Genomic DNA, 26,262 nt, shown 5'->3' on the forward strand with positions numbered 1-26,262 from the left:
TGTGTGGTGGTGCCGGGCATCATGGGCAGTGTCCTTGAGGACACCGCGACGGGCCGCCCGCTGTGGGGCGTCGATCTCGCGACGCTCACCGGCGCGCTGAGCGGCGATGCCCTGTTCACGGCCCTGCGGGCGGATGCCCAGGAGCAGGCAGCCGATGCCAACGCTGCCCGGCAGGCTCCGCTGACTCGCATCCGCGCCACCGGACTGCTAGCGAAGCCGTGGTGGCTGCCCGTCTTCCAGGGCCTCGACCCCTACAGCGAGGCGATCAGGTCTCTCCAAGGGGTTGTGCTGGCACAGGAGGCGGTGGAGCCATTCCCCTACGACTGGCGTCTGGCGGTCTCCTACAACGGCGCACTGCTGGCCCGTAGGGCCCGCGCGCACCTCGAGTTGTGGCGGGAGCGGGTGGCGGCGGTGCCCGGGTGGCGGGTGGGAGGCGAGGCGCGGCCGAGGCTGGTGTTCGTGGCGCACTCGATGGGCGGGCTCGTGGTGCGAGCCGCATTGGAGCAGGACCCGGAGCTCGCCGCCGACACCCGGGCAGTGGTCACCGTCGGCACGCCGTTCCTGGGCTCAGTGAAGTCCGTCCTGGCGCTGAATCTCCTGCACGCCCAGGCGAAGCCGGTGCGGCTGGTGCGGAGGGTGCAGGCGATGGCGGCGACTCTGCCCGGTGTCCACGACCTGCTGCCCGGCTACCGCTGCCTGGACCGCGGCCTCGACGTGGAGCGGCTCACCGCCGGTGATGTCGCCCGGTTCGGCGGCGACCGGGACCTGGCCGCCCGCTCCCTGACTGAGCACGCACGCCACCGCACGAACGGGTACCTGCTGCCGGGGCACCGGGCGGTTGTTGGCGAGGCCCAGCCGACCGTGCAGACTCTGGAAGAACAGCGAGCCGACCTCTCGGTGGTCGCGGGTCGCAGACACGCCTTCGACGTCGGCGCCGACGGTGAACTCGTATGCAACCCGGCCACCGGCATCCCGGCGCGCCGCGACGCCTCCGGCGACGGCACCGTCCACATGCCCTCCGCCCGCTCCGGCACCGAAGCTGTGCACTACGTCTTCGGCCAGCATGGCACGCTGATGTGCCACGACGAGGTCCTGCGGCAGATCCGCCGCATCGCACTGGAACGCCCGCAGCGGCCCGACCTCGGCGAGGGCACCGGCAACGGGCCCGGTCTAGAGACCCCCCAACTCGGCGGGACGCTCGGACAGCCGCTCACTCTCACCGTCACCGGCCTGGAGTCTCCGGCCGGGTTGAGCCTGAGCGTGCGCTCGGCGACCACCGGCCGCCCCGGCCACCCCCTGTCCCTGCGCCGCGACCCGGACCGCACGGATGGGGCCGTGTCGGCCCGGTTCACCGCGGACGCGCCTGACCTCTACCGCGTCACCTTGAACACCGGCCGGCACCAGCCCATCACCCAATTCGTCCTCGTCACGCAACCCGACGCCTGAACTTGGTAGGCCACCATGACCAGACTTACCGAACCAGGTCACACGCCGCCCGCGGGCCCAGGCAGCGACTTGGTTGTCACGTCCTCCAGAGGTAGTGGCATCGAGCTGTTCCCGATCAACTTCACTGCGTACCGGCACCACGACGACTTGGACACCGAGCAGCACGTGCGGGCGATCGCCGACCTGCTCGCTCCCTACGGTGTGCGCACCACCGAGTGGCTCGTGTCGGCCGAGGAGCGGAACCGGCAGCGGGTCGAGGAGCGGTTGGCCAGTTGGGCGGGAGGGTCGGTCTCACCAGCTGACGGTACCGTTCTTTACTGGGTCGGCCATGGCACCGCTCGCCACCTCGCCCACCATCAGACCCCGGCACCGATCACCCACGGCGTCACGCCGTACGACATCGCTCAGGCCGTCGGCGACCGCCAGGGGCACCCCGGCAACGAGGACAGCTGGGCGATCGTCATCCTCGATGCCTGCTTCTCCAAGAGCTTCGCCCGAGAGGTCCACAAGGAGCTCTTCACCCATTACGGCGCCGCCGCCCGGTACCTGCTGCTGTCCACCGCAGCGGAGGGGTTCACCGAACTCGGTGCCTTCACCGAGGCTCTACACCGGGCCCTGCACGCCACGTTTCCCACCCAGCGGTTCATCGGCCTGTCCACCCTCGGACGCGCACTCGCCAGCCGCCTCCGCGGATTCGTCGACGACCTCACCATCGACGACGACCGCGACCAGTTAGTCCGTCTCACCCCCGCCGCGGCGACAGCCGTCTCCGCCCCGCTGGACCAGATCGCCGAGATTCAGGCCGTCATCGACCAGTTGCCCGCCGACGAGATCCAGGCCGTCATCGACCAGTTGCCCGCCGACGAGCAGCGGCACTTCGTCCCGAAGGCATCCGGTGCCGAACTCGGCGAACTCGCCTGGTACTTCCACGGCCGCACCATCCAACGTGACGAGATCCTCCACTGGCTCAACACCGCCACCAGCGGCGTCCTGGTGGTTACCGGCCCCGCTGGCGCCGGCAAGTCGGCCCTCCTCGGCCACGTCCTCCTGCACACCAACACCCGCCTGCGCGACGTCCTGATCCGGCACGGGCACTTCACCGCGCTTCCTCCCGGCATCCCCTGCCCCGAGGACCCGTTCGACCTCACTGTCCACCTCGCCGGCCTCAGCCTCGCTCGCGTCCTGTACCTCGTCGCCGATGCCGCCGGTCTCACCGGCCTCGCCCAGGCGGCCACTCGCGGACAGCACTTCGCCGACGTCATCGCCCAGCTTCTCGCCGCGTTGCGCGACCGGCAGGAGCCGCTGACTCTGCTCTTCGACGCCCTCGATGAAGCCGAACAACCCCTGCTCGTCGCCGACCAGCTCTTGCGCCCCCTCGCTGCGCTGTCGGGCGTCCGCCTGATCGTCGGCACCCGCCGCTCCACCCGCGAAGGCCCCGACCAGCCGACTTCCGCTGACAGCGACCTTCTCGACGCCCTGCGCCCTAGCCTCAGCACCTTGCACGGGCCGGCCACCGGCCGACTGCCGGACGTCGAGGTGACCCGGGATCCGGAAGCCATCGCCTCATACCTGCGTGCCAAGCTCGACGCCGCCAAGGAGCGAGGCGCCCTCGTCGCCGACGACACCCTGATCGCTGAGGCAGTCCGCCGTCTCGTCACCGACCAACGGCAGAACGGCGCCGAACCGCAGCAGTTCCTCTACGCCCGCCTCGCCGCCCACGAGCTCCTCAACGACCCTGCGCTCCTGGCGGACCCCACCCTGTTGGTCGGCCGCACCCACCGCGAACTCTTCACCCGTGCCCTCGAACGCCTACACCGCACCAACCCCCACTACACTCCGCTGCTCCGGGCCCTCGGCCTTGCCCAGGGCCGTGGTCTGCCCGACCAGGACGACATCTGGGCCACTGCCGCCGACGCCCTCGCACCCGACTCCGCCCCGACTAGGGACAGCATCCCCGGCCTACTCCGTGACGCCGCCCCCTACCTCGCCCTCGATCACGAGTCCGGCCAGAGTGTCTACCGCCTCGCCCACCGGACCTTCACCGAACACTTCACCACCGCCCCCGACACGGACCAGGCCCACGCGGCCATCACCACCGCCTTGGCCCGCCACACTCGCCACACCCTCCGGCGCCAGAGCGAACGCGATGCCGCGTCGGAGCCACCGGACGTCAGCCCTTACACCTGCCATCACCTCGCTGCCCACGCCCGTCTCGGACACACCGCCGGAGGCATGACAGCCCTCGCTAACCACCTGGACGTCCTCGACACCCTCGACCTCACCAGCATCACCACCAACGTCCTGCACCACGGCCTCAACCCCAACGTGCTGCCACCGGCCATCGCCGGCACCGTCCTCTTCCAGCACCACGCCCGCGAAACCGCCCCCGGCCAGGAGCGCTACGCCGCCACCACATGGCGCCGCTGGTGGAGACGCCTGGGCACCACCTACATCCAGAGCACCCCGCCCCCTACCGAACCTCACGCCCACTACAGCGGACAGTGGATTCCCACCCTCGTCTCCGGTGCCCTCGGACGCCGCCAGCTCCACCTCCAACTCACCGGCCACAGCGGCTCGGTGAACGCGGTGGCGGTGTTCACCGCACCCGACGGCACCCCCCGCCTCGCTTCGGCCGGCAATGACGGGACGGTACGGATCTGGGATCCGGCCACCGGCGCCCAAGTCGGCGAGCCCCTCACCGGCCACGACGACTGGGTGAACGCGGTGGCGGTGTTCACCGCACCCGACGGCACCCCCCACCTGGCCACCGGCGGCGACGACGGGACGGTACGGATCTGGGATCCGGCCACCGGCGCCCAAGTCGGCGAGCCCCTCACCGGCCACGACGGCCGGGTGAACGCGGTGGCGGTGTTCACCGCACCCGACGGCACCCCCCACCTGGCCACCGGCGGCGACGACGGGACGGTACGGATCTGGAACCCGGCCACCGGCGCCCAAGTCGGCGAGCCCCTCACCAGCCTCAACGTCCAGGTGGAGGTGGTGGCCGTGTTCACCGCACCCGACGGCACCCCCCACCTGGCCACCGGCGGCGACGACGGGACGGTACGGATCTGGAACCCGGCCACCGGCGCCCAAGTCGGCGAGCCCCTCACCAGCCTCAACGTCCAGGTGGAGGTGGTGGCCGTGTTCACCGCACCCGACGGCACCCCCCGCCTCGCCACCGCCAGCCTTGACAAGACGGTACGGATCTGGAACCCGACCACCGGCAACCAAGTCGGCGAGCCCCTCACCGTCCGCCGCGGCTGGGTGCAGGCAGTGGTGGTGTTCACCGCACCCGACGGCACCCCCCGCCTCGCTTCAGCCGGCAATGACGACACAGTGCGGATCTGGGACCCGGCCACCGGCACCCAAGTCGGCGAGCCCCTCACCGACCCCACTGGCGCGGCGGGGGCGGCAGCGGTGTTCACCGCACTCGACGGCACCCCCCGCCTCGCCACCGGCAGCCACGACGGGACGGTACGGATCTGGAACCCGGCCACCGGCAACCAAGTCGGCGAGCTCACCGGCCACGACGGCCCGACGGGGGCGGTGACGGCGTTCACCGCACTCGACGGCACCCCTCGGCTCGCCACCGGCGGCGACGACGGGACGGTGCGGATCTGGAACCCGGCCACCGGCGCTCAGAGAGGCGGATCCCTCGCCAGCTACGACAGATGGGTGAACGCGGTGGCGGTGTTCTCCGCATCTGACGGCACGCCCCGCATTGCTTCGGCCAGAAATGACGGGACGGTGCGGATCTGGAACCCCGCCACCGGCGCCCAAGTGGGCGCGCCCCTCACCGGCCACAGCGGCCCGCTGCGGGCGATGGCGGTGTTCACCGCACCCGACGGCACCCCCCGGCTGGCCACCGGCGGCGACGACGGGACGGTGCGGATCTGGGATCCGGCCACCGGCGCTCAGAGAAGCAGGCCCCTCGCCCGCCACGGCTTCCCGCTACGGGCGATGGCGGTGTTCACCGCACCCGACGGCACCCCCCGCCTCGCCATCGCCGGCAGCGATGCGGCGGTGCGGATATGGAACCCCGCCACCGGCACTCAGGACCGCGAGCCCCTCGCTGGCAACGCCGGTGCGATGGTCGTGTTGACCACGCCCGAAGGCATCCCCCGACTGGCCACCGGCAGTGACGATGGGACGGTGCGGATCTGGGATCCAGCCACTGGCACGCAAGTAGGCAAGCCCCTCGCCGGCCACCGCACCTGGGTGGAAGCGGTGACGGCGTTCTCCGCATCTGACGGCACGCCCCGCATTGCTTCGGCAAGCAACGACGGGACGGTGCGAATCTGGAACCCCGCCACCGGCACCCAAGTGGGCGAGCCCCTCACCGGCCACCGTCGCTGGGTTCGGGCAGTAGCCGCGTTCGCAGCGCCCGACGGGACCCCCCGTCTCGCCACCGGCGGCGACGACGGGACGGTGCGGATCTGGAACCCGCGCACCCGAACTGAACACGTACTTCCTTTGGAGGACGTAGTCCTGACACTGACAGCGGGCCGCGGCCTGCTCATAGCAGGCACCGCATCCGGCCATCTCGTAATCGATGTGTCATCCGTACCCACCAACATCACATGATCGCCATGGGGCTCCGTCAGGCACGGTGCTCCGCGGTGGCACGCAGCTCTCGTGTGCGCTCCGCAAGTTGGTCAAGGGTCAGCTTGGCGGTGACATCGGTGAGGGCGCCGGAGGTGCTACCGTCCGCCCAGGCGCAGGCCGCCAGGGGGCGATCGCCGTCGTGCAGGAGCGCACAGGCGATGGCTCCGCCGAGGGGGCCCGGGTCGAAGGTCTGCAGGTCGGTGACGGGGGTGCCGTCGCTGAGCGCGCCCGGGCCGCTGGGAGAGTAGCCGCCGAGCATCAGGGTGGTGGCCCGGGCGGCGTCGCCGATCGAGGCGTTCACCGCGGTCACCAGCAGCTCGGCCTGACCCAGTCCGGTCGCTCCGGGCTGCCCGTACGCCGTCATCTCCGCGCTCCGGACGGCAAGCAGTCGGGCGGTGTCCCGGAGGAAATCGGCCCGCATCGCTGCCAGGTTCCCGTCGTCCGCCACCCGGGGGAGCCCGCCGAACTCCGCGGGCAGCGCCACGGTCCGCTGCTCCTCCTGTCCGTCGGCGGCGTCGATAGCGAGGACCGCGGCGCCCAGCACCGCAGCGCACGCGACGGCGAAGGCCAACGGCTTCGGAGAGACCTTCCGGTACCAGGGCAGTGGCGGCTGGGGCTGCTCAGCTGCGGCCCAGACCGCCCGCAGTCCCTCCAGAGCGCCATCCGTCCGCTCCACGCCATCGTGGATAGCGCTTCCAGTCTCTGGCACTACATCTCCCCGGTGGATGAACGCCGGCCATCGAACTCGGCGGCCCGCGCACTCTACAGCCCATCTGACCTCGGCGAACACGAAGTCCTCGATCGGGGGAACCAGGCGGCCGTCCTGCACCTTGAGCAGACTGGACGGGGCAGGACCGACCTTGCAACCGGTCGACGGACGCCGCAGTGCGGGGGCGGCCGTCGAGTTCGCGGTCGACGTCCGGCGTGGCCGCCAGCCGGTCGCACGCGGAGGTGACGGCGCTTGCGAACTGTGCAGTCCGCGCATCCAGATGCGGCGCGATGAAGCTACCGGAGTCCTTGGACGGATGACCGGTAGCTCATCGCGGTACCTAACGTCCTGAGGGCTGCGTCAGCGCGACGTCGCCCAGTGGATGGCGAGGGTCACGGGCAGGCCACCAGCGGCGTACGCCATACCGAGCGCTGCGCGCCTGGCCAGCACTCCGGCCCTGGGCCACCGCCGCTTCGGCTTCTTGGACTTGCACTTGTCGGCGTCGCCCCACTCTTCTCGATCACTCGGCCACTCTCCGATTCAAGCAGCGATGTTGACGTTGTGTCGGGCCGGCCGTCCCACTTGGGAGGGTAGGCCGACGACGGATTTTTGGCCCGAGTATGGGTCGGCCGTGATCCTCCAGACCGACATGACCAGCCGTTTCATGCCGCCTGGGGGACGCGGAGCGGAGGAGGTCGAAGCCGGGCGGGGACGCGGCCGGCCTTGACCCCGGTGCGCTCCGAGTCGGTGACGCACGAGGCAGGCCGGGGGCCCGGGGACGGCACAGGCGCACCGCCCCGGCCCGAAGGGGGCGGGGGTCGGGGAAGCACCCGGGGAAACCCGCACAGCCGGTACGTGCACAGCCATGCGGGCGGGACATGACGCAACGTACGGGCCCGACACGGCCTATGACCTGAGCGGTTGGTCCCTTCGGTCGGTCGGCACCGCGGTCCGAAGGGACGCCCAGGTACAGTAGCGCGGCCACGTCCGAGCACAAGGCGAGCAGGAACCAGACCGCGGCACAGCCAGAGCGGCCCCCGGCCGGAACGGGCCACACTTGGCACCCGGGCGCTGGAAGCCAGCGGCGGCCCTCAGGCGCGGCTGTCCCCGCCCATGGCCCTCCCCATACGCGGGTCTGTACGGTGACCGGTGTATCTCCCGATCAAGGAAGAGCACCTGATGAGCGACGTGATCGCCTCGGTTGAGGCGATTGAAGAGGTCCGGCCGGTCGAGCTGGCGGCGGACCTGTTGGACGACCAGTTGATCGGGCAGCTGGTCGACCGGGCCCGCGCGAGCGGGCTCCAATTGACCGGCGAGGGCGGGCTGCTGCAGCAGCTGACCACGCGGGTGCTGGAGTCCGCCCTCGAGGGCGAGATCACCGACCACCTCGGCTACGAGAAGCACGACAAGGCCGGCGCCGGCAGCGGCAACAGCCGCAACGGCGTCCGGTCCAAGACCGTGCTGACCGAGGTCGGCCCGGTCGAGATCGACGTTCCACGTGACCGCGAGGGGAGCTTCGAGCCGCAGATCGTCAAGAAGCGTCAGCGGCGGCTGACCGGCGTGGACGAGATGGTCCTGTCTCTGTCCGCGTGGGGTCTGACACACGGTGACATCTCCGCGCACCTGGCCGAGGTCTACGGGGCGAGCGTGTCCAAGTCGACCATCTCCACCATCACCGACAAGGTCATGGACGGGATGGCCGAATGGCAGAACCGCCCGCTCGATGCGATCTACCCGGTGATCTTCATCGACTGTATCCACGTGAAGGTCCGCGACGGGCAGGTCGCCAACCGGCCGATCTACGTTGCCCTCGCGGTGACCGTGGACGGCACCCGCGACATCCTCGGACTGTGGGCCGGCGACGGCGGCGAGGGCGCCAAGTACTGGCTCCAGGTCCTGACCGAGATCAAGAACCGCGGCGTCGAAGACGTGTGCATGGTCGTCTGCGACGGCCTCAAGGGCCTTCCGGACGCCATCGGCACGGTCTGGCCGCAGGCCATCACCCAGACCTGCGTGGTCCACCGAAGCCGTCAAAGAACAACATGGTGGTCTTCGGGGTCGTGGGCATGTGTCGAGGCCAAGAGATCGGCTGCGGTGGCGTACCGGCGTTCGGCGGGAGTGATGGCCGGGCCGTGGGCGTCGAGAACGGGTAGCACGTCGTTGATCGCGTTCCACAGGGTGCTGCGGCATACGCCGAACAGTTCAGCGAGGGTGTCGAGGCCGCAGACGCGGCGCCGGTGGAGGATCGTGGCGAGGATGCGGTCGCCGTCGGTGATCTTCTGCCGGAACACGCCGCCGCGAGTACCAGGACGGCGGTCGCCGCCGCGGTGGCGATGCCGGCGCTTCTCGATCGCGGCCGCGTAGGGGACGACCAGTTCTTCGAGCAGGCCGTGCAGGGCTTCGCGAGTCATGCCGGTCAGCGCCGGGGTGGTGAGCGCATGGCGACTCGGCTCCATCCGGTGCTGGTCCGGGGCGGCCTGGGTGATGAAGGCATGCAGGTCCTGGGCGCGGGTGAAGTAGCGGACGACGGTCGGCGTGATGGTGATCTTGTGCTCGTCCAGGAGTTGTCGGGTGGCCTTGATGGCCTGGCCGATGGTGACCGGGTTGATGCCGAGCAGGTCGCACAGCACCTTCTGCGGGCAGACCTGTCGCAGGTAGACCACGGTGACCAGGACCTCGTCCGCGTTCGAGAGCAGGGATCGGTTACGGCCGGTGGTGGCGACGCGCCGACCGCCGCGCAGGACGTAGCGGCGTTGCTCACGCCGGGCTTCCTGGTCGGGGGCGAGCCGGGCCCGCAGCGCGTCCAGTTCCGACCCGGCCATGCCGGTCAGGCGGGGATCGGCCAGCAGCTGCAGTGCCCGGGTGCGGGCGGCGGCACGCTCGTCGGCGCTCTGGGGAGGCTGGGCGGCGTCGTCGCTGACGGCCGGTGCGATGCTGTAGTTCCATCTCCCGTGCCGGTCGTGGGCGGTGATCGGCAGGGCCTGCAGTTGTTCACGGCTGACCTGGATGCCGGTCGGGTAGGAGCCGGTGTCGAGCTCGGCGGCGACACGCAGCCCGGCCCGGGTCCGTGTCGCGGCGATGGTGTTGACGACGACCTCGTGGCTGGTCAGCGGCCTGCCGCGCCAGTTCATGGTGATGTGCGAGAACAGCCGGTGCTCGATTTTGTTCCACTTGCTTGTCCCTGCAGGAAAGTGGCAGACCGTGATCGTCAGGCCGGATTCGGCGGCGAACGCTGCCAGTTCGGCCTTCCACAGCCGGTAGCGGTAGCTGTTCGAGCCGCCCGCGTCCGCAGTGATCAGCAGCCGCGTCGCGCGCGGGTAGTCGAGAGAGCCCCGTGCCTGCCACCAGCGGCGGATCGAGGCGACCGCGAACGCGGAGGTGTCGTGGTCGACACCGACATTCACCCAGCCGGTGTTCGCGGTCATGTCGTAGATCCCGTAGGGGACAGCGGTCTCCACCTGCGGGCCGGCGAAGAAGCTGTGGTCCTCGACCCGGATTGGATCCCCCTTGGGCCGCCATTCCTGCCCGGCCATCGGCAGCAGGCCCACCTGCTCCTTCTTCTTCGAATCGACGCTGATCACCGGCTCGCCCGCGGCCTGGTGCTCTTTGACCTGCTCGTTAATGTAGTGGAACTGCACGTCGCGGTCGGGATGTTGATCGCCTTCCAGGGTCTTGGCGTTGCCCTGCAGGCTGAACCCGTTCTCCTTCAGCAGCCGGCCCACCGTGGGCGCGGTCACCCGGTGTCCTTGCCGGGACAGCTCGGCTGCCAGGTGCCGTAACGACTTCGTCGTCCAGCGCAACGGCGACATCGGATCGCCGCGCTCATCCGGCTCGACCAGACCCAGCAGTGCGGGCACCAGGGACGGGTCGACAGCTTCGGCCCGCATCCGCCCACCCCCGGGATGCCGAACTCGCCCCTCGGAGAGCGGCTCAGCACCGTCTTCGAGTTCGAATACGCCCCTGCGAACGGTGGTCTCGCTGACCCTGGCAGTCCGCGCGACCAGGCGCACTCCACCATGACCGAGCAGCCGTGCCTCGGTCGCCATCGCCAGGCGTCGCTGACGCTCGTTCAAGTGCGGCAACAGGACCTCGAAGCGCTGAGCGAGTTGCAGGCGAGCATCGTCCGGTATGCGCATACCACATCAACGACGCAGTTCCGGGGAAGCAACGTGTTGTTTCCTTACGGCTTCACCTCATGCGGGCATCGTTTCGCTACGCTGCCCGCCAGGACTGGGACAAGATCTCCCGCGCACTCAAGCCGATCTACACCGCGCCGACCGCCGACGCCGCCGAGGAACGCTTCCTGGAATTCCAGGAGGAATGGGGCGCCAAGTATCCGGCGATCGTCCGGCTCTGGTCGAACGCCTGGGCCGAGTTCGTGCCGTTCCTGCAGTTCGACGCAGAGATCCGCCGGGTGGTCTGCACGACCAACGCGATCGAGAGCGTGAACGCCCGCATACGCAAGGCCGTCCGCGCCCGGGGGCACTTCCCGAACGAGGCCGCCGCGCTCAAATGCGTCTACATGGCCGTCATGAGCCTGGACCCCACCGGCCAGGGACGCAAACGCTGGACCATGCGCTGGAAGCCCGCGCTCCAGGCCTTCGACATCGCGTTCGACGGCCGACTCTCCGTCGGCCGCCGGTAACTCACACAACACGAGATACACCAGTCGCTGGACAGGCCCCGTGTCAAGCGGTAGTCAGACCCCCTGCGCGCTAGCGACATGGGTGGGGAGATCGCCCGAGCAAGTCTGGCCCACCCGAGCAGAGCAATGCTCAGGACTTGTGGATCGGTTCCGGGAGGGCACGCGGAAGGCGAGCGGACCCGCGCACCGATTCGATCGGGAGGGGCGAAGCGGGCAGGTCGGCATAAGGCTCACCCTTGCCCCGGGTGTAGGGGTAGCCCTACATTGCAGGGGTGTAGGGGAAACCCTACAGAGGCCGGGGCGGCCCGCAATCCTGGCCGGGTCCGCCGACCGCCCCGGGAGTACCTCACCCGCCCGCTCGGACAGGAAGGCACCCCCTCATCATGACCCCGACCACTGGCGGGCCCACTGCCGCCGCCCGCTTCGCCGCCACATACGCCCTGCTGCGCGCCGCGGCCGACGTGGGCGACCACTGGATCCAGACCCACACCCAGGCCCTGACGAAGGGCCAGCACGACCACACCGAGGGGCAGTCCAGCGCCGCAGGCCGCCGCGCCTGCGCCGCCCACGTCGCCACCTACACCGCGACCCAGGCCGTCGCCCTCATCGGCGGCTCCGCCCTGCTCGGCATGCGCCTGCGCCCCGGCCGCGTGGCCGCCGCCCTGGCCCTGTCGGCGGCCACCCACTACGTCGCCGACCGCCGCCGGCCCGTCCAGCGCCTGGCCGAGGCCGTCGGCAAGGGCGACTTCTACCGGCTCGCCGACCACGGCATGAACGGCGCCTACCAGCTCGACCAGGCCCTGCACCACGGCGTCGAGGCCGTCGCCGCCCTCATCGCCGCCACCGGCACCACCCGCTGACCACCTCTCACCCCGGGGCCACCGGCCCCGGGCCCAGTAGGAAGGCACCGCCATGGGGACCAACCACTCGGGCCAGTTCACCGTCGAGCGCGCCGGGATGCTGCACCACTCGATCGACGGCCCCACCAGCTGGTGGCCGGACGGCACCACCAGCTACCTGCTGCACTTCGCGGGCCCGCGCAGCTCGTGGCAGGTCGCCGACGAGACCGACACCGTGCTCACCGCCGTGGACACCCTCAACAGCGGCGAGGAGATGAGCAAGCAGGCTCTCCAGAACGCCCTGCGTGACACCCGCCGCCTGCTGAGCCACATCAATGCGATCGAGGAGGAGCTCCTCCTCTACTCCCGCGAGGCCGGCCCCAACGGCAAGGTGCGCCTGTCCTGGCGTGAGATCGGCGACGAGATGGGCCTCCATTTCACGAGCGCCCGCGATCGCCACACGCGCGTCGCCTCGGGCAAGGGCTCCAGCCAGCGCAACTGGTTGGTCCAGCGCACCCGGCGCGAGCACATGTACCCGACCACGGACGGTCGGCCCGCCGTCCCGCCGCAGTCCGACGCCGAGCGCGCGCACAGCACCGAGGTCTGCGACGTACCCGCCGCCGCCCGCGAGGGCCTGGTGGTCGCCCTGTGCAGCTGCGGCTGGCGCGGTACCCCCAGCACCAACGCCGACCGCGCCAGGCGGGACGGCAAGGAGCACGAGGACGGCGCCGACTCCTGATGTCCGTCTGCCCCTGGTCTCCCGAGAAGGGGTGAGCAGGGGCAGACGGACGCCGTCCGCTGGGCCCCAGTCCTCCTCGGCTGAGCGTCCGGGGGTCATCCTGTGACGGCCTGCCGCAGGTTCCGGGCGCCGCCGCCCTGGCTGAAGCGGGCAACCCGGGCCAACGCCACGACGATAGGGTGAACAGCTGAACCCACCGAACCGACCGAAGGGGGCTCCAATGCGCAGGCCGCCGATGGACGATGGGCGCCACGGACCGGTGCGGGAGCTGGACCCCATCGCATCTGCACTCGCTGGCGAGAACGTCACGCACCTGGTCTGCCAGTGCGGCGTCGTGACCAACGACCTTGCCGGGCACGCGGTCCACGCCCGAGCCGTCCTCCAGGTTCCCGGCCCGACCTGGTTGCCGGTCGGCGCCCGGCTCGCGCTGCTTCTCGCCAGCGGGGTGGCCCTGGCCATCGGCCTCATGCTGGTCGACGAGAAACTACTCACCGGGACTGCCCGCCTGGTGGTTCTGGGCCTTGCCGGTCCGGCCGCCTTCGGCGTCACCATGGGCCTGGCCGTGCTGCTGCGCCCCTACATCGTCCCGAACGGGCGCCACCCGATCGGGTGACGGCACAGACAGGCGGTGCCCATGGCTGCGGGATGATCGCATTGGGTACGAGAACCTGAGCCCGGCTGAGAGCCAACTGCACGGTCAAGTGCCCCGTGCCAAGTGACCTTGACCGGCGGTCAAACGAGCTTGACTGGGGCTTCCGCGTTACCGGCCAGGTGAAACTCGGCCGTCAGGACAGCGGACCGGCAAGCAACCGGAGAGCCAGGTCGTGCAGTTCGGCCACCAGCTCCTTCGTCAGGCCGCCGCAGTGTTCCTGTTGGTCCTCCGCGAGATGCAGCCATCCGCGAACCGGCCACAGCGGCGAGCCGGGGTCGTCGGCGGGGCACAGCGCGAAGCCGACCCGCTCGGCCGCCACCAGCGGATCGAGGCCGCCGTCCAGTAGGTCCTGCAGGCAGTACCGGGCCAGCGCCCAGTTGCAGGCCTCGGAAGTGGCAGGCAGCCGTAGCACCGGCCGGAGTTCCTGCTCCAGCTCGGCCAGCAGTCGGCGCGCCTCCAGAGCGTCCCACACGGGCAGCACGCCGAGCTCCCACAGGCTCGGGGTGTCCGCCCCGCCGGCGAGTGCCGTCCGGGCAGCCTCAACCGCCGTGGCGACCGTCTCCGGATAGCCGGCGGTCCCGCGCTCCAGCAGCACCCGGCGCAGCGGTTCCAGTGCCTGGTCCAGCTCCATAGCGCGAGCGTAGCCGCCCGCTCCGGTGTGGAGCGGCGCATTTTGATCCGGCGGCAGCCGGTTTGCTCCGCCGGCCCGGCATTGGCGGCGCCCGTGCAGCAGCCTCCGCCGCACCCTCCGCCGTCGGTCAAGATCATTTGTCGCAGGACATCGAGTGACCTGTGACAGCGAAGGCGGACCGCGTGCCACCGAAGTGTGGACTGATCGCTGTTCGTGACAACGAAGATGGACGGCCAGTCAGCCGATCGCGCCCGGATCGTCCGGCACTGCGGCGGCGCCCACGACCACGTCGATCAACCGCTCCCGCGACTGCCGGACGGCTCGGGCAGCATCCCGCACTACGGCGGCCAGGTCGGCCGGGTTGCTGTCGGGATCGTTCAGCGTGAGCTCCGCGGCGTCCACCAGGACCAGGGCCGCGCGCACGCTGTCCGAGACCTCGCGGGCCCGGAGCGCCTCCGGACCGCAGGCCTCAGCGAGGCACTCGAAGCTGCGGACCGCCTCGGCGAGCCGGTCCGCAGCGCCCCGAGCGCTTTCAGGCTGTTCCACACCGGCACAACGGCCGCCGGGCGCCCGGGGTCACGGCGGCGGGCCGCCGCCGTTGGTGCCGAACTGCGCCCGCCAGACGACCGCGGACATCGCCTTCCATCGCGCGCCGAGCTCGATCTCGACCGGCGTCAGGCCGGTCGCCTCCGCCAGCTCCGCCTTGCGCAGCCCTTCCGGGCGCCTGTCGAGCGCCCGCCCGATCTTGCCCGCCCACAGCTCCAGCTCCACGAACGGCCGGGCCCGGCACTGCTCCACCAGCTGCCGACCGTGCTCGCGGCCGCGCGCCACCACCATCCGCTTGCCGTCGAGCTTCCGGTCGGTGCGGTGCACCACCGAGGAGTCCGACACGAGGAAGTACACCTCGCCGCCGTCCTCGATCACCGCACCGCACAGGTCGCACAGCTCCGCCGCCCACCCGGCCTGCCCCTCGAATCCGGTGTCGTCCACACCCAGTACCTACCCCCCCAGCGGAGCTCTCCCCAGCTCAAGCCACCTGCTCTGGTCCATCTTCGTTTGTCCCGTGTCAGACGATCTTGACCGATTATCAAATGATCTTGACTGAATGCGGGGCCGGGCATTGCGTGTGGATGCGGGACCGAGCCTCTTCGAGGCATCCCGGCCGACTGGATGTAAGTTGAACATGTTCAATAATCATGCCATGGTGTGTGCGCCCAAGGCTCGCCTGCACCGGTAGCCAGGCGCGTGGCGATCGGGAGGGCTTTGCAGTGGGGCGGACGAGGTCCCGAAGGTGGGCCGTAGGAGGCGCGGCGGTCATGCTGTCTGTGCTGTGTGCCTGCGCCGGCCCCTACCAGTACTACGAAGGCACTGGACTTCATGATGCAGCCGCGGCCGAGGCGGCCGGGGTCTGGGAGGGAGCGGAGCAGACGCGGTTGACGCTCAACCAGGACGGGACGGCTGTCGTTGAGCGACTTGACGGCGTCGACTTCGACTTCGACGACGGCTGGCGAATCTCCGGCGCGGGGACCTGGGAGCTGACAGACCGTGCCGGCGGACAGAACGTCGTCGTCACCGTGACCACTCGGACTGGGGTAGATGCGCGTGAAGCCTCACCGCCGACAGAGAAAATGGTCGCCGCGCCCCTGACGTACACATGGCGCTTCCATATACGCCGCGATGCGCACAGGAGCCTGGAACTGTTCTTCTTCTTCTTCGGTGATCCCGACATCGGGAACCTGTACCTACTGCGACACGCCAGCGCTTCGAGCCCCGCCGCCGCCACGAGTTGATCGCCTGTATGTCACCGCCATCGGTGGCCCAGCGCGATCGGATCCGGCAAATCGCCGTCAGCGGTGCGTGGCGGATCGCCCCGCCCGTAGGAAGGCGTTGATGGCGCTGTAGGTCAGCGGTATGTCGTGGTCGTCCATCATCCGCGCCCAGATCTGCGCGGTCGACCGGCCGGCCCCGGCCAGGGCGCGGATGCGGCGGCGCTGGGTGTCGTCGGATGGCGTCCCGCCGAGTGGTGTAGCAGGGATCTTGGTGTAACCCCTGGTCATGAAGGAGCCATCGCGCAACTCTCCGAGTAGGAAGGCTCGTTGAGTGAGAGGTGCGCGATGGCCTTGTCCCAGTCTGACCTACTCCGCCTCATGGAGTCACTGCGTACGGCGGATGGAATCGAGTTGATCAGGGCTGTCGCCCAGCGGATGCTTCAGGAACTGATCGAGGCCGAGGCGACCGCCCGGATCGGCGCTGAACCCGGCGAGCACACCGAGGCCCGCACCACGTGGCGCAACGGCCACCGCGACAAGACCCTGACCACGCAGGCCGGCGACCTGGAGCTGGCCATCCCCAAGGTCCGCACCGGCAGCTTCTTCCCCAGTCTGCTCGAGCGCCGACGCCGGATCGACCAGGCCCTCTACGCGGTCATCATGGAGGCCTACGTCCTGGGCGTGTCGACCCGCTCGGTCGACGACCTTGTCAAGGCCCTGGGCGCGGACACCGGGATCTCCAAGAGTGAGGTCTCCCGGATCTGCGCGGACCTGGACGAACAGCTCACCGCCTTCCGCGACCGGCCGCTGGGCCACACCCGCTTCCCTTACGTCTACCTCGACGCGACCTACTGCAAGGCGCGGGTGAACCACCAGATCGTCTCCCGGGCCGTGGTCGTCGCGACCGGGATCACCGAGGACGGCGGCCGCGAGGTGCTCGGGCTGATGGTCGGCGACAGCGAGACCGAGGTGTTCTGGGCCGAGTTCCTGCGCTCCCTGCGCGAGCGTGGCCTGACCGGGGTCCGCCTGGTCATCGGCGACCACCACAGCGGTCTGGTCAAGGCGATCCGCAAGGTCATGCTCGGCGCGGCCTACCAGCGCTGTCGCGTCCACTTCCTGCGGAACGTCTTCACGGTGATCCCGAAGGAGGCCGGCGAGATGGTCGCCGCGACCATCCGGACGATCTTCGCCCAACCCGCCGAAGCCGCGGTCCGGGCCCAGCTGGACACCGTCGCCGAGATGCTCGGCAAGCAGTTCCCCAAGGTCAGCCAGATGCTGCTGGAGGCCAAGGACGACCTGACCGCCTTCGCGGCCTTCCCCGAGCGACATTGGAAGAAGATCCAGTCCACCAATCCGCTGGAGCGGATCAACCGCGAGATCAAGCGTCGCACCGACGTCGTCCAGGTCTTCCCGAACGACGACGCGCTCCTGCGGCTGGTCACCGCCGTGCTGTTCGAGATGCACGACGAATGGATCGCGTTCCCTCGCCGCTACCTGCCCGAGGCCAGCATGGAGAAGATCTACCCCGCCAACCCCGGCCGCGACGAACTCCCGCTCACTTCATGACTGTTGGCGCACGACCACTACACCACTTCATGGGGCACGACCTGTCGTCGGCGGGCATGGCCCGGGCCAGCCGTCGGATCGGTTGCTGCTGGAGGGCCCGGCGCAGGTCTTTACGACGTAGTCCGTGGCGCCTGGCGACCAGTCGCCAGGGGACGCCGTTGCGCGGCTGTGCCAACGCGAGAAGCAGGTCGATCCCGCGGAAGAGCTCACTCTGCCCGGCCTCGCGCAGGTCGGCGGGCTTGTGCTGTTCGGACTGCGGCCTGCCGGGGGCATCGGAGAGAGCACGCCGCAGAGCGGCCGGCCGGCGTCCGGCGAGTTGGGCGAGGAGAGTGATGTCGGGCTTGCCGATGTTGGCCCCCGGACTGGTCAGGGCGTTGAGGTAGCTGGGTTTGAGGTGATTGGCCCGTGCAAGGCGGCGGAGGTAGCTGTCGGTGCCCTCGCCGAGCCGGGGAGGGACACGGACCGGCAGGGGCCGCAGCGGCGGCCGGGCGCTCGGCTCGGTCATCGGCGGCGGCCGGAGGGCGTGGCGCGGGCGCTGGTCTGGGCGGCGTGGTCGAGCGGGATGGCGTCCAGGCCGTCCTTGGTGATCTTCTCGGTGCCGGTGAGGATCGCGTCGATGGCCGCGCCGCGGATCTGGTGGGACAGGGCGCCGATCATGCCGCCGGTGCGGTGGTGGAGGTGGCGGTCGAGGTCGACGAGCGTGCCGGGGCGGTGGTCGTGGAGCAGAAGGTGCTGCTCCAGCGTGGCCACCAGGCCGGTCCACTCCTCGCCGTAGGGGAATGGACGGGTGGGCAGCAGAGTGAAGCGGCCAGCGAACTGGGCGCCGCGGGTGCCGGACAGCAGGTTGCTGCGTTCGATGTCGATGCCCGCGTAGACGAACGTGGCGGGGATGGCAGCGCCTCACCGCCAGGGCCTTCGCCGACCCCGACTTCCAGGTGTGCTTCCCGTAGGCGAAGGTCCGGTCGAGCTCCACCGGGCCCGACAAGAGGGAGAAGACCGTGGACGACCTCTTCCAGCAGATCCGCGAACTGCGCCGCCGCGACGAGCGGCGCGGCGGCGCGCCCGACCACGTGCAGGAACTCCTGCTGGTCACCAAGGTCGCCGAGGAGGCCTGCGAGGCCGGCGAGCTGTACCGGCGCTCCAAGGGCTGGGGGACCGACGGCCCGGTCACCGCGACCCGCCGCGAGGCACAGCACGAGATGTGTGCCGCCATCATGGCCGGCCTGGTCGCCCTCGACCGGCTGTACCCCGACGGCGACGCCTCCAAGGTATGGGCCGACTACCTCGCCTACGGCAACGAGCGGGCCCGGCGGGAGAACACCGAAGCGGCCTGACCACACCAGCGGCGCGACGGCCCTCGGCGGGGAGCAGATCTCTGCCAGGGGCCGCCGCACGCGACCGTGCGGACGGCACCAGGCCGGCGGATCGGCGCCTCGCCCCGGTGAAGTTCCACTTGAACCGGCAGAGTTGGGCCCAGTTCTCGTCTACCGTCATGTCGTGACGATCCTGATCATCGGCGGAAGCGGATTCCTGGGCACCGAGTTGGTCCGCCAGGCGGCATCGGCAGGAATCCCGGTGGCCGCGACCTTTACCACCCGGCCCGGCGACGCCCCCCGCATCCCCTGGCACGCGCTCGACCTGCGGGACCCCGGCCGCCTCGACGCCGTCATGGCCGAGGTGAAGCCGCGCGTGGTCATCAACGCGGCGAGCGGCGGAGCCGACTGGGCCGTCACCGCCGAGGGGCCCATCCGCGTGGCACTCGCCTCAGCTCGACACGGCAGCCGGCTGATCCACGTCTCGTCCGACGCGGTGTTCTCCGGCACCCGCATCCACTACGACGAATCCAGCCTCCCGGACCCGCTCACCCCCTACGGCGCGGCGAAGGCCGCGGCCGAGACCGGGGTCCTCCTCGTCCAGCCCGACGCCGCCGTGGCCCGAACATCGCTGATCATCGGCGACCACCGCTCGAACCACGTCGCCCTGGTCCACGACCTCGCGGCCGGCACCCGCGACGGCGTCCTGTTCAGCGACGACATCCGCTGCCCCGTGCACGTCACCGACCTGGCCGCCGCCCTCCTCGAACTCGCCACCCGCAACATAGGCGGACTCCTCCACCTCGCAGGACCCGATGCCGTGAGCCGCCACGAACTCGGCGTCCTCATCGCCCAACGCGACGGACTCGACGCCACCCGTCTACGCGCAGGCCTGCGCGCACACAGCCCACGCCCCGGCGCGCTCGACGTCCGCCTCGACAGCCGAGCCACCCAGAGTCGGCTGCACACGGCCCTGCGCGGCGCCCGCCAGTTCCTGACCGAGGATCCCGCCAGCCTGCTGCCAGCTGAATGATCTTGACCAAGCGATAGAAGCGGCCAGGTTGCGCGCATGGCGGAGAGGAGAAGTCGGTACGCACCACCAGCGCGTCCGGCCACCGGGCAGTTCAGCCACGCGAGGACCGTACCGCCACGCCCGTGAACCATCCCGGTCACAGCACGCGGGGTGAACGGTCGCGGCGAGCCGGGCGCGGAGCAACTCGACCAGTGCCAGGCGCATGGCAGGGTGCAACATGGGGACCAGGTTGCGGTGCATCGGGGTTCCTCTCATTTGTTCGGCAGCGTTTGGCCCGGCGGGCCGGTGGTGCGTCCCGACGGTGCGGCCGGCGGAGACGGTCACGTGGACCGGCCCCGGGCTGAGCGGAAGGCACGGTAGGGGCCGGAATCGGCGGATCAACCCCTCCACGAGATCGGGGCAGGCCCAGCGCTGGGTGGGCTCCGTCTGTCCGTTGGGGGTCAGCGCACCTTGCCGTGGCAGTCGTGTCCTCGGACCTGGCGCGTGGGGCTGCGGGGCGCCTCAGTGTCGAACTGACGAAACGGATGGACGCGAAATCACTCGTCCGACATGATCGCAATGTGTACATACCGAGACTCCTCGCCCGCACCGTCGCCGCGTCTCTGCTGACCGGAGCCGTGACGAGCTGCACCAGTTCGCATCCCGTCTCGGAAGCCACGGTTCAGCCGTCGTCAGCCTCGGCCCCGGCGGCCCGGTCGGCGACGTCCGAGAAGGGGCCGAAGGACGACCTGATGGCCGCAGCAGCTGTGATGAGCAAGGCCGGAACCGCCAGAATCACTATCAGCGGCGGCACGCAAGGCAGCGGTGTCCAGTCCTGGAACGCGCCGCAGATGATCTTGCTGAACATGTCGGCCCCGGAAAGCAATGGCAGCATGTTGTGCGCCGAGGACGCGGTCTACGTTGCAGTGCCCGCTACGGCCTACGGCGGCAAGCACTGGGTGAGGATCGACGAGAATTCGGCCCCGGGCACGGCGAAGCAGGCCGATGTCGAAAAGATCATGCTCATGACCATACTGGTCGAGGTCTTCAACCCGGTCCTGGAACTCCACGCCGTGGTCCATGACAACGCGATCACCAAGATCGGTGTGGACCGGGTCAACGACGCCGACGCGACCCGCTACAGCGCACGGCTCACCGTGGACACCCTTGTCGCCCAGATGACCTCGCTCACCGACGCGAGCAGGGACCGGATCCGCAAGCAGCTGACGTCGTACGGGCAGACCCAGAGCGTCGACTTCTGGATCAGCGGCAGGAACGAGCTCGTCCAGTTCGGAATAGCCGGTCTCAGCAGCACCAACCACAGCGCCACCACTCTTCTCACCTACTCCGACCTCGGCGCTGCGCCCGCTCCGGTGGCTCCGCAGGCCTCTGATGTTGTCGTACCTGGCGGTTCCGCCCAGTCCTGACGTTCCAACGGCTGACCGTAGCCGCCCCGCGCAGTTCAGCCGTGCGACGCGGCCGTTGCCAGCGCGAGTTGCCCGCGGCCCGAGCGCTACCCTCGCCGTGCCCACGCGTGTGCCGGTTGGATTCCGATGCTCGTCTCCCGGTCCCGTGGACCGGAGTAGTCCCTGGATCCAGGACAGGTTGGTGAGTGTGCCGTTCACGGCGGGCCAGTTGATCCAGAGCACGCCCGGGTTCCGTCCCGCGGGATCGCCTGCGGGGTCGGGCACGTCCAGCCATCTTCCGGTGCCCAGAATTTCCAGCTGGGGGTGGTGCCCGGCTCGGCCGGTTCCGGAGTCCGTCGGCACCAGCCAGTAGGTCATGGCGGTGCGCTGGTCGTGGAGTACCGGCCCCAGGGGGTTCGCCGCTGGGCTTCGGTGGATGGTGTCGAGGAGCGGGAGGCCGACTTCGGCCGCGAGTGCGACAGCGTCCCAGCGAACCCCGGCCGGGACGGAGGCCAGGTGGCCGGGGTCGATCGCCCAGCGAAGCACCGTGCGGTCGCGACGGTGAGGTCCCAGGGTTCCGGCCAGCCACACTGCGGGCGGGATCGCCGCAGCCAGTTCGGGAGTCAGAGCGCTCTACCTTCTTGACCGGGTTGACCGGGCCATTCGTAGGGTTGGGTCACCCAGGGGTGCTGGGTGTGGCTATCAGAGGGCTGCCTCTCGTGGCTCGAAACGCTTCGCCGCCCGGCATCCCACGACGACTCGGCCGCCGATTAGGAAGTGCGAGCAAGTCGCTGAGTAGAGCAATGCCGGCGAAGTCGTCCGTGGTACCAACAGCACGAACACGCACGTCAGGAGCACGATGAGCCGGATATGGGCGGGGATCGACAGCGGCAAGGGCCACCACCACGGCCTGGCTCTGGACGCCGACGGCAAGACCCTGCTGTCGCGGCGGGTCGCCAACGACGAACCCGAGTTGCTGCAACTGGTCGGTGACGTCCTGGCCCTGGCCAGCGGCGACCAGGTGACCTGGGCGATCGACATGACCGGCGGGGAGCCGGCCTTGCTGCTGAGTCTGCTGATGTCCCATGGTCAGGAGGTTCTGTACATTCCCGGACGCCTGGTGAACCGGGCCTCCGACGGCTACCGGGGTGAGGGGAAGACCGACGCCCGCGACGCCTACGTGATCGCCGACCAGGCCAGGATGCGCCGCGACCTGCAGCCGATCCGTCCCGGCGACGAGGCCGCGATCGAACTCAAGCTGCTGACCGGCCGCCGGGCCGATCTGGTCGAGGACCGCACCCGGTCCGTCAACCGCCTGCGCGGCACCCTGCTGAGCATGTTCCCGGCCCTGGAACGGGCCCTGGACCTGGGAAACGTCGGTCCACTCAAGCTGCTGACCGGCTACCAGACCCCCGCGGCGATCCGCCGCGTCGGGGTCTCACGGCTGGCCACGTGGCTGGCCAACCGCAAGGTCCGCAACGCAAAAACCCTGGCTGAAGCGGCGGTTGAGGCCGCCGAGCGGCAGTACACCTCCGTTCCCGGGGAGAAGACCATCGCGAAGCTGGTCCATACCCTGGCCGAGGAGGTGATGACCCTCAACGAGCACATCGCCGAGATCGACAAGCTCATCGAGGGCCGGTTTCGCGAGCACGAACTCGCCGACATAGTCGAGAGCCTCCCGGGCATCGGGACCGTGCTCGGCGCCGAGTTCCTGGCCGCCGTCGGTGGCAGCCTGGACGCCTTCGCCTCTCCAGACGCCCTTGCGGCCTTCGCCGGCGTCGCCCCCGCGCCCCGCGACTCGGGCAAGGTCAGCGGCAACCTCCGCCGGCCCAGCCAGTACCACCGAAGACTCCAACGCGTCTTCTACACTTCCGCGCTGGTGAGCATCCGCTGCGACCCGAACTCGCGGACGTTCTACGACCGCAAGCGCGCAGAGGGAAAGCGACACGTCCAGGCCGTGATGGCCCTCGCCCGCCGACGCGTCAACGTCCTGTGGGCCTTGGTCCGTGACCGGCGGTGCTACCAGGTCGCACCGCCGGTGACCGAGGCGGCTTGACAACAACATTAGGAAGCGTCTCCTGTTGTCGGGTGTCATCGGGGCCGCCGTTCGGTCAGGGCTCGGGGGTCGGTTCGGGTTCGCGGTGGAGGGTGAGGGGGCAGATCGCCCAGACGACCTTGCCGAGCGGGACCCGATGCCAGCCCCAGCGCCGACCGGTGACCGTTGCGACGATTCCGAGGCCGAGCCCGCCCTCATCCAGGCCGGGCGTAGCGGTGCCGGAGCACGGCCCCTGGTTGCTGGTGTCGCTGACGGCCACCAAGGCGTCGTCGGCGGTGAGCCACAGGGTGATCCGGGTGGTGGCCGGGCCCTCGGACGGCTGGGCGTGCTTCCAGACGTTGGTCACGAGTTCGACCACGACGAGGCCGAGGTCGGCGAGGCAGTCCTCGTCCACCTGGACGTGCCGTGCGGCAGCCCCGCGCGGCAGGATGCGATGGCCTCGGCGCGTAGTTCGGGGACGTGCGCGGGTGTCAGGCGCCGCACATGGCGTGTCCAGGTGGCAGCCTGTTCGGGCGGGGTGCCGGTTCGGGCCGTTGTGGTCATGATGCCTCCGTGAGGTGCAGCCGCTGAAAGAAGCGGCGACGCGGCGGGGCGGGTTCGCTGGTCGGCGATGCAGCTCGTTGGCGGTGGTGCGGGTCAGGGCTGCAGCAAGGGCCTCGACCATCGGCCGATCACTTGGTGATGGGCCAGCCGATGACCTGGTCGAGCTCCAGGTCACGGAGGACGGCGTTTTCCAACTGGATGCCGGTGGCGTTGGTCAGTCCGTGCGGCGGCATGCCGGTGCGGACCTGACCGAATCGCGCGCCGGTCAGGTCCGCTTCTCGCAGGTCGGCGCCGGTCAGATCGCAGCCCGCCATGGAGACTCCTCGCAGGGAGGCGCCGCGGAGGTTTGCCCCGCGAAGATCGCACAGCTTGAAGTGGCAGCCGTCCAGGGTGGCGTGACGCAGATCGGCCCCGCGAAACGAGCACCGGGTGAACCACAACTGTTGCAGGCGCACCGACGCGAGATCTCCGCCGTCGAAGGACTGCCGTTGGAGCGCCGCATTCCGACGGCGTGACGCGAGGTCTCCCTTTGCCGTCACCGCTCTGTCCATACGGACATCGTGTCAGCCCTGGGAGGCGGCTGTCGTCGGCGATAGCGGACTCCGGCGGTGCCGGCCGCCCAGAAGTGGCACCCGGGTCAGCCGATGGAGTCCAACATCGGTGTGTGAAGACTGAGTTGGACTCCCTCGTGATCGCACTCTACGTGAAAATCGGTTGGTCTCGCTGCCTGGCAGCTCAGAGTCCACGGATGGCCTCGGCCAGGTCAGGGCCGTAGGAAGCCCAGCAGATCACGGACCCGTCGGCGTCGATCTGTCCCATGAACCACTCGTCACCGGCTCTTGCAAGGCACAGGTCGTGGAAGGAGAGGATGATGTCGGGCTGGAGGACGTCGTAGTCGGCGGAGCCGTACCGCTCGGCAACGACCAATCGTTCAGGGGAGAGCAGATCGGCTTCGGCATCGCCCGATGCGCGGCGGACCCGCTCGATCGTCCATCCGTCGGGGAGATCTGCGTTCACTACCGCATGGTCGCAGCCCATGGTGTCTCACAGCCACCGTCTATCGCTGCGACCAGCACGGTTGCGTGACAGCGGACGGCATGCCGCTGGACCTGCCCGTCCCCAGCACGCCCACCGAGGCGCTCCCATCCAGCCGGAGCAGGCAGCGGCCCGGAGCGGACACGAGGGAGTCGGCCCGAGTCCTAGGCTTGCGCTACCCGCTCCCGCCCGGGAGCCACCTGCCAGGGAGATCGTCGTTCGCGCCGAGCATCGCCGGCAGCTGCTCCAGCAGCCAGTCGGCGCCCGGGCCCCACGCGGTGGCAGCGACGGTGCCATCCGTCGGCCGGGAGACGATCCGCAGCGCGCCGATCCCGCCCGGCGTCCGGGAAGCCCGCCACACGACGCCCGCCTCGATGCGGATCGTCGGATCACCGGCCCCCAGGAGCGCTGCCTCCATTAGCCGGGCTGCCCCCGCCCGCTGCTCCTCGCTCCAGCCGTCCTCGGACGTGCATGCTCCAGCTTGGCCTGCGCGGACTTCAGGTCGTCGGGAACTCGAACCGGAGCTGCCCGTGGGCCGCCAGTGGCCCCTGCGAGACCGGAAGCAATGTCTGAGCGGTCGTCACCTGCGGGCAAGATGCAGGCTCTGTCTGAGACGGTGTACTGGGACGCTGGCACCGCCCGGCTGAGGGCGTCCGGGCCCGGCCGCATGGTGCCCGGGTCAGTGCGCTCCGGCCACGAGGCCCAGAGGCTGGCCGGCGGTGTAGTCCGTCAGCTCGACGGGCGGCTCGTCCGCTTCCACCACGGACACTGCGCCTTGCATGTCCGGCAGCCATAGCTCCGCCTGCCGCGGCCGGGCCGTCCGCGAGGCCGGCTCCCTGCTGGAAGAGGCGGCCGAGCTGTCCTGCGCCGACCGCTTCCGTGGCGCGCTGCTGCCGGTCGTCACCCGGCGCCTGCGCTGCGCGGCCCTGGCCCTGGGACAGGCCCGGATGCAGCTCCGGCTGCCGGCCGCACGGGCGGGCAAGGAGCCCGCAGGTGCCGAACCGGCAGGGGCCCGGGCCGCCATGCGCTGTCTGTAACGGCGTCCGGCAGCCGACCTGACGGCGTGAGTTCAAGACAACCGGTCATAAATCCGGCGTTGGCATCTGGTTTTCACCACCCACCTTGCCCGACGGCCTGGTGGTGGCCGTCGCTGCGACCGAGCAGGACATCCTCGGCTGTGCCTCGTCCGGTACGCGGTTCCGTGGGCTCTCCGACTGCGGAGGGCCTGCGGGTCGCGGTCTTGGCAGAGAGTCTCCTTTGCCAAGACCGGGGGCTGTTCTGGCAGATGACGAC

General features: G+C 70.0%; 23 protein-coding genes and 3 pseudogenes. 14 read left to right on the forward strand and 12 right to left on the reverse strand.

Going from position 1 to position 26,262, the window contains the following annotated elements; all coding sequences use genetic code 11:
* Positions 1 to 21 precede the first annotated feature (21 nt).
* Both FHR36_RS36285 and FHR36_RS36290 read left to right on the forward strand, forming a co-directional pair.
* The gene (locus tag FHR36_RS36285) at positions 22 to 1,446 is read left to right on the forward strand and encodes an esterase/lipase family protein (protein ID WP_253804445.1); all 1,425 of its coding nucleotides are present in this window, start codon (positions 22 to 24) and stop codon (positions 1,444 to 1,446) included.
* A 147-nt stretch (positions 1,447 to 1,593) separates the two neighbouring features.
* Positions 1,594 to 6,033 (forward strand): AAA family ATPase, encoded by a 4,440-nt coding sequence (locus FHR36_RS36290; RefSeq protein ID WP_253804446.1) that lies wholly within the window; start codon positions 1,594 to 1,596, stop codon positions 6,031 to 6,033.
* 16 nt (positions 6,034 to 6,049) lie between these two features.
* Here FHR36_RS36290 and FHR36_RS36295 read toward each other — a convergent pair whose 3' ends face one another.
* Positions 6,050 to 6,730 (reverse strand): hypothetical protein, encoded by a 681-nt coding sequence (locus FHR36_RS36295; RefSeq protein WP_253804447.1) that lies wholly within the window; start codon positions 6,728 to 6,730, stop codon positions 6,050 to 6,052.
* Between the two features lie 1,221 nt (positions 6,731 to 7,951).
* On the opposite strand from FHR36_RS36295, the pseudogene FHR36_RS36300 reads away from it, so the two are divergent.
* Positions 7,952 to 8,827 (forward strand): annotated as a pseudogene (locus FHR36_RS36300) (IS256 family transposase); the annotation flags it as partial.
* Here the strand turns inward: FHR36_RS36300 and FHR36_RS36305 are convergent.
* Positions 8,794 to 10,899 (reverse strand): ISAzo13 family transposase, encoded by a 2,106-nt coding sequence (locus FHR36_RS36305; RefSeq protein WP_253804448.1) that lies wholly within the window; start codon positions 10,897 to 10,899, stop codon positions 8,794 to 8,796. The pseudogene FHR36_RS36300 and the gene FHR36_RS36305 overlap by 34 nt on opposite strands.
* Positions 10,900 to 10,949: 50 nt before the next feature.
* On the opposite strand from FHR36_RS36305, the pseudogene FHR36_RS36310 reads away from it, so the two are divergent.
* From FHR36_RS36310 to FHR36_RS36325, 4 genes and pseudogenes are all read left to right on the forward strand, one after another.
* Positions 10,950 to 11,408: pseudogene (locus tag FHR36_RS36310) on the forward strand (transposase); the annotation flags it as partial.
* A gap of 383 nt (positions 11,409 to 11,791) precedes the next feature.
* On the forward strand, positions 11,792 to 12,268 hold the full coding sequence (locus FHR36_RS36315; RefSeq protein ID WP_253804449.1) for a hypothetical protein: 477 nt from the start codon (positions 11,792 to 11,794) through the stop codon (positions 12,266 to 12,268).
* A 52-nt stretch (positions 12,269 to 12,320) separates the two neighbouring features.
* Positions 12,321 to 12,986 carry a hypothetical protein gene (locus FHR36_RS36320; RefSeq protein ID WP_253804450.1) on the forward strand — a complete coding sequence of 222 codons (666 nt, stop codon included), beginning with the start codon at positions 12,321 to 12,323 and terminating at the stop codon, positions 12,984 to 12,986.
* 334 nt (positions 12,987 to 13,320) lie between these two features.
* The gene (locus tag FHR36_RS36325; protein ID WP_253804451.1) at positions 13,321 to 13,599 is read left to right on the forward strand and encodes a hypothetical protein; all 279 of its coding nucleotides are present in this window, start codon (positions 13,321 to 13,323) and stop codon (positions 13,597 to 13,599) included.
* A gap of 172 nt (positions 13,600 to 13,771) precedes the next feature.
* Here the strand turns inward: FHR36_RS36325 and FHR36_RS36330 are convergent, their stop codons facing one another.
* From FHR36_RS36330 to FHR36_RS36340, 3 genes are all read right to left on the reverse strand, one after another.
* Positions 13,772 to 14,269: a hypothetical protein gene (locus tag FHR36_RS36330; protein WP_253804452.1), complete on the reverse strand. Its 498-nt coding sequence runs from the start codon at positions 14,267 to 14,269 to the stop codon at positions 13,772 to 13,774.
* Positions 14,270 to 14,506: 237 nt separating this feature from the next.
* The gene (locus tag FHR36_RS36335; protein WP_253804453.1) at positions 14,507 to 14,815 is read right to left on the reverse strand and encodes a hypothetical protein; all 309 of its coding nucleotides are present in this window, start codon (positions 14,813 to 14,815) and stop codon (positions 14,507 to 14,509) included.
* Positions 14,816 to 14,845: 30 nt separating this feature from the next.
* A complete protein-coding gene (locus FHR36_RS36340) occupies positions 14,846 to 15,259 on the reverse strand; it encodes a hypothetical protein (protein WP_253804454.1) in 414 nt (137 codons plus the stop codon).
* Positions 15,260 to 15,585: 326 nt separating this feature from the next.
* On the opposite strand from FHR36_RS36340, the gene FHR36_RS36345 reads away from it, so the two are divergent.
* Positions 15,586 to 16,059: a hypothetical protein gene (locus tag FHR36_RS36345; RefSeq protein ID WP_253804455.1), complete on the forward strand. Its 474-nt coding sequence runs from the start codon at positions 15,586 to 15,588 to the stop codon at positions 16,057 to 16,059.
* Between the two features lie 57 nt (positions 16,060 to 16,116).
* Here the strand turns inward: FHR36_RS36345 and FHR36_RS36350 are convergent, their stop codons facing one another.
* Entirely contained in the window at positions 16,117 to 16,326 is a 210-nt protein-coding gene (locus FHR36_RS36350; protein ID WP_253804456.1) for a hypothetical protein, read from the reverse strand.
* 57 nt (positions 16,327 to 16,383) lie between these two features.
* Here FHR36_RS36350 and FHR36_RS36355 point away from each other — a divergent pair, with 57 nt between their 5' ends.
* Positions 16,384 to 17,604, forward strand: coding sequence for an IS256 family transposase (locus tag FHR36_RS36355; protein WP_253804288.1), 1,221 nt, complete (start codon positions 16,384 to 16,386; stop codon positions 17,602 to 17,604).
* Here the strand turns inward: FHR36_RS36355 and FHR36_RS36360 are convergent.
* On the reverse strand, positions 17,594 to 18,109 hold the full coding sequence (locus FHR36_RS36360; RefSeq protein WP_253804457.1) for a hypothetical protein: 516 nt from the start codon (positions 18,107 to 18,109) through the stop codon (positions 17,594 to 17,596). The two genes, FHR36_RS36355 and FHR36_RS36360, sit on opposite strands and share 11 nt — an antisense overlap.
* Positions 18,106 to 18,495 (reverse strand): annotated as a pseudogene (locus FHR36_RS36365) (ATP/GTP-binding protein); the annotation flags it as partial. The pseudogene FHR36_RS36365 and the gene FHR36_RS36360, both read right to left, overlap by 4 nt.
* A 107-nt stretch (positions 18,496 to 18,602) precedes the next feature.
* Between FHR36_RS36365 and FHR36_RS36370 the strand changes: the two are divergent.
* The 4 genes from FHR36_RS36370 to FHR36_RS36385 all read left to right on the forward strand — a co-directional run bounded on the left by FHR36_RS36370 (position 18,603) and on the right by FHR36_RS36385 (position 23,391).
* Positions 18,603 to 18,938, forward strand: a complete 336-nt coding sequence (locus tag FHR36_RS36370; RefSeq protein WP_253804458.1) for a hypothetical protein — start codon at positions 18,603 to 18,605, stop codon at positions 18,936 to 18,938.
* Positions 18,939 to 19,101: 163 nt separating this feature from the next.
* Positions 19,102 to 19,950, forward strand: coding sequence for an SDR family oxidoreductase (locus tag FHR36_RS36375; protein ID WP_253804459.1), 849 nt, complete (start codon positions 19,102 to 19,104; stop codon positions 19,948 to 19,950).
* Positions 19,951 to 20,414: 464 nt separating this feature from the next.
* Positions 20,415 to 21,356 (forward strand): SCO4651 family lipoprotein, encoded by a 942-nt coding sequence (locus tag FHR36_RS36380; RefSeq protein WP_253804460.1) that lies wholly within the window; start codon positions 20,415 to 20,417, stop codon positions 21,354 to 21,356.
* An 838-nt stretch (positions 21,357 to 22,194) separates the two neighbouring features.
* Positions 22,195 to 23,391 (forward strand): IS110 family RNA-guided transposase, encoded by a 1,197-nt coding sequence (locus FHR36_RS36385; RefSeq protein ID WP_253800391.1) that lies wholly within the window; start codon positions 22,195 to 22,197, stop codon positions 23,389 to 23,391.
* A gap of 55 nt (positions 23,392 to 23,446) precedes the next feature.
* Here the strand turns inward: FHR36_RS36385 and FHR36_RS39710 are convergent, their stop codons facing one another.
* From FHR36_RS39710 to FHR36_RS36405, 4 genes are all read right to left on the reverse strand, one after another.
* Complete coding sequence (locus FHR36_RS39710) at positions 23,447 to 24,055, reverse strand: ATP-binding protein (RefSeq protein ID WP_301331153.1); 609 nt, start codon at positions 24,053 to 24,055, stop codon at positions 23,447 to 23,449.
* Positions 24,056 to 24,062: 7 nt separating this feature from the next.
* Positions 24,063 to 24,485 carry a pentapeptide repeat-containing protein gene (locus FHR36_RS36395; RefSeq protein ID WP_253804462.1) on the reverse strand — a complete coding sequence of 141 codons (423 nt, stop codon included), beginning with the start codon at positions 24,483 to 24,485 and terminating at the stop codon, positions 24,063 to 24,065.
* Positions 24,486 to 24,669: 184 nt separating this feature from the next.
* Positions 24,670 to 24,951, reverse strand: a complete 282-nt coding sequence (locus tag FHR36_RS36400; protein ID WP_253804463.1) for a hypothetical protein — start codon at positions 24,949 to 24,951, stop codon at positions 24,670 to 24,672.
* Positions 24,952 to 25,144: 193 nt separating this feature from the next.
* Positions 25,145 to 25,387, reverse strand: a complete 243-nt coding sequence (locus tag FHR36_RS36405) for a hypothetical protein (RefSeq protein ID WP_407660888.1) — start codon at positions 25,385 to 25,387, stop codon at positions 25,145 to 25,147.
* A gap of 361 nt (positions 25,388 to 25,748) precedes the next feature.
* Here FHR36_RS36405 and FHR36_RS36410 point away from each other — a divergent pair, with 361 nt between their 5' ends.
* Positions 25,749 to 26,006, forward strand: coding sequence for a hypothetical protein (locus FHR36_RS36410; protein WP_253804464.1), 258 nt, complete (start codon positions 25,749 to 25,751; stop codon positions 26,004 to 26,006).
* Positions 26,007 to 26,262 lie beyond the last annotated feature (256 nt).

The sequence above is a fragment of the Kitasatospora cinereorecta genome (assembly GCF_024172095.1).
In the GTDB taxonomy this organism is placed as follows: domain Bacteria; phylum Actinomycetota; class Actinomycetes; order Streptomycetales; family Streptomycetaceae; genus Kitasatospora; species Kitasatospora cinereorecta.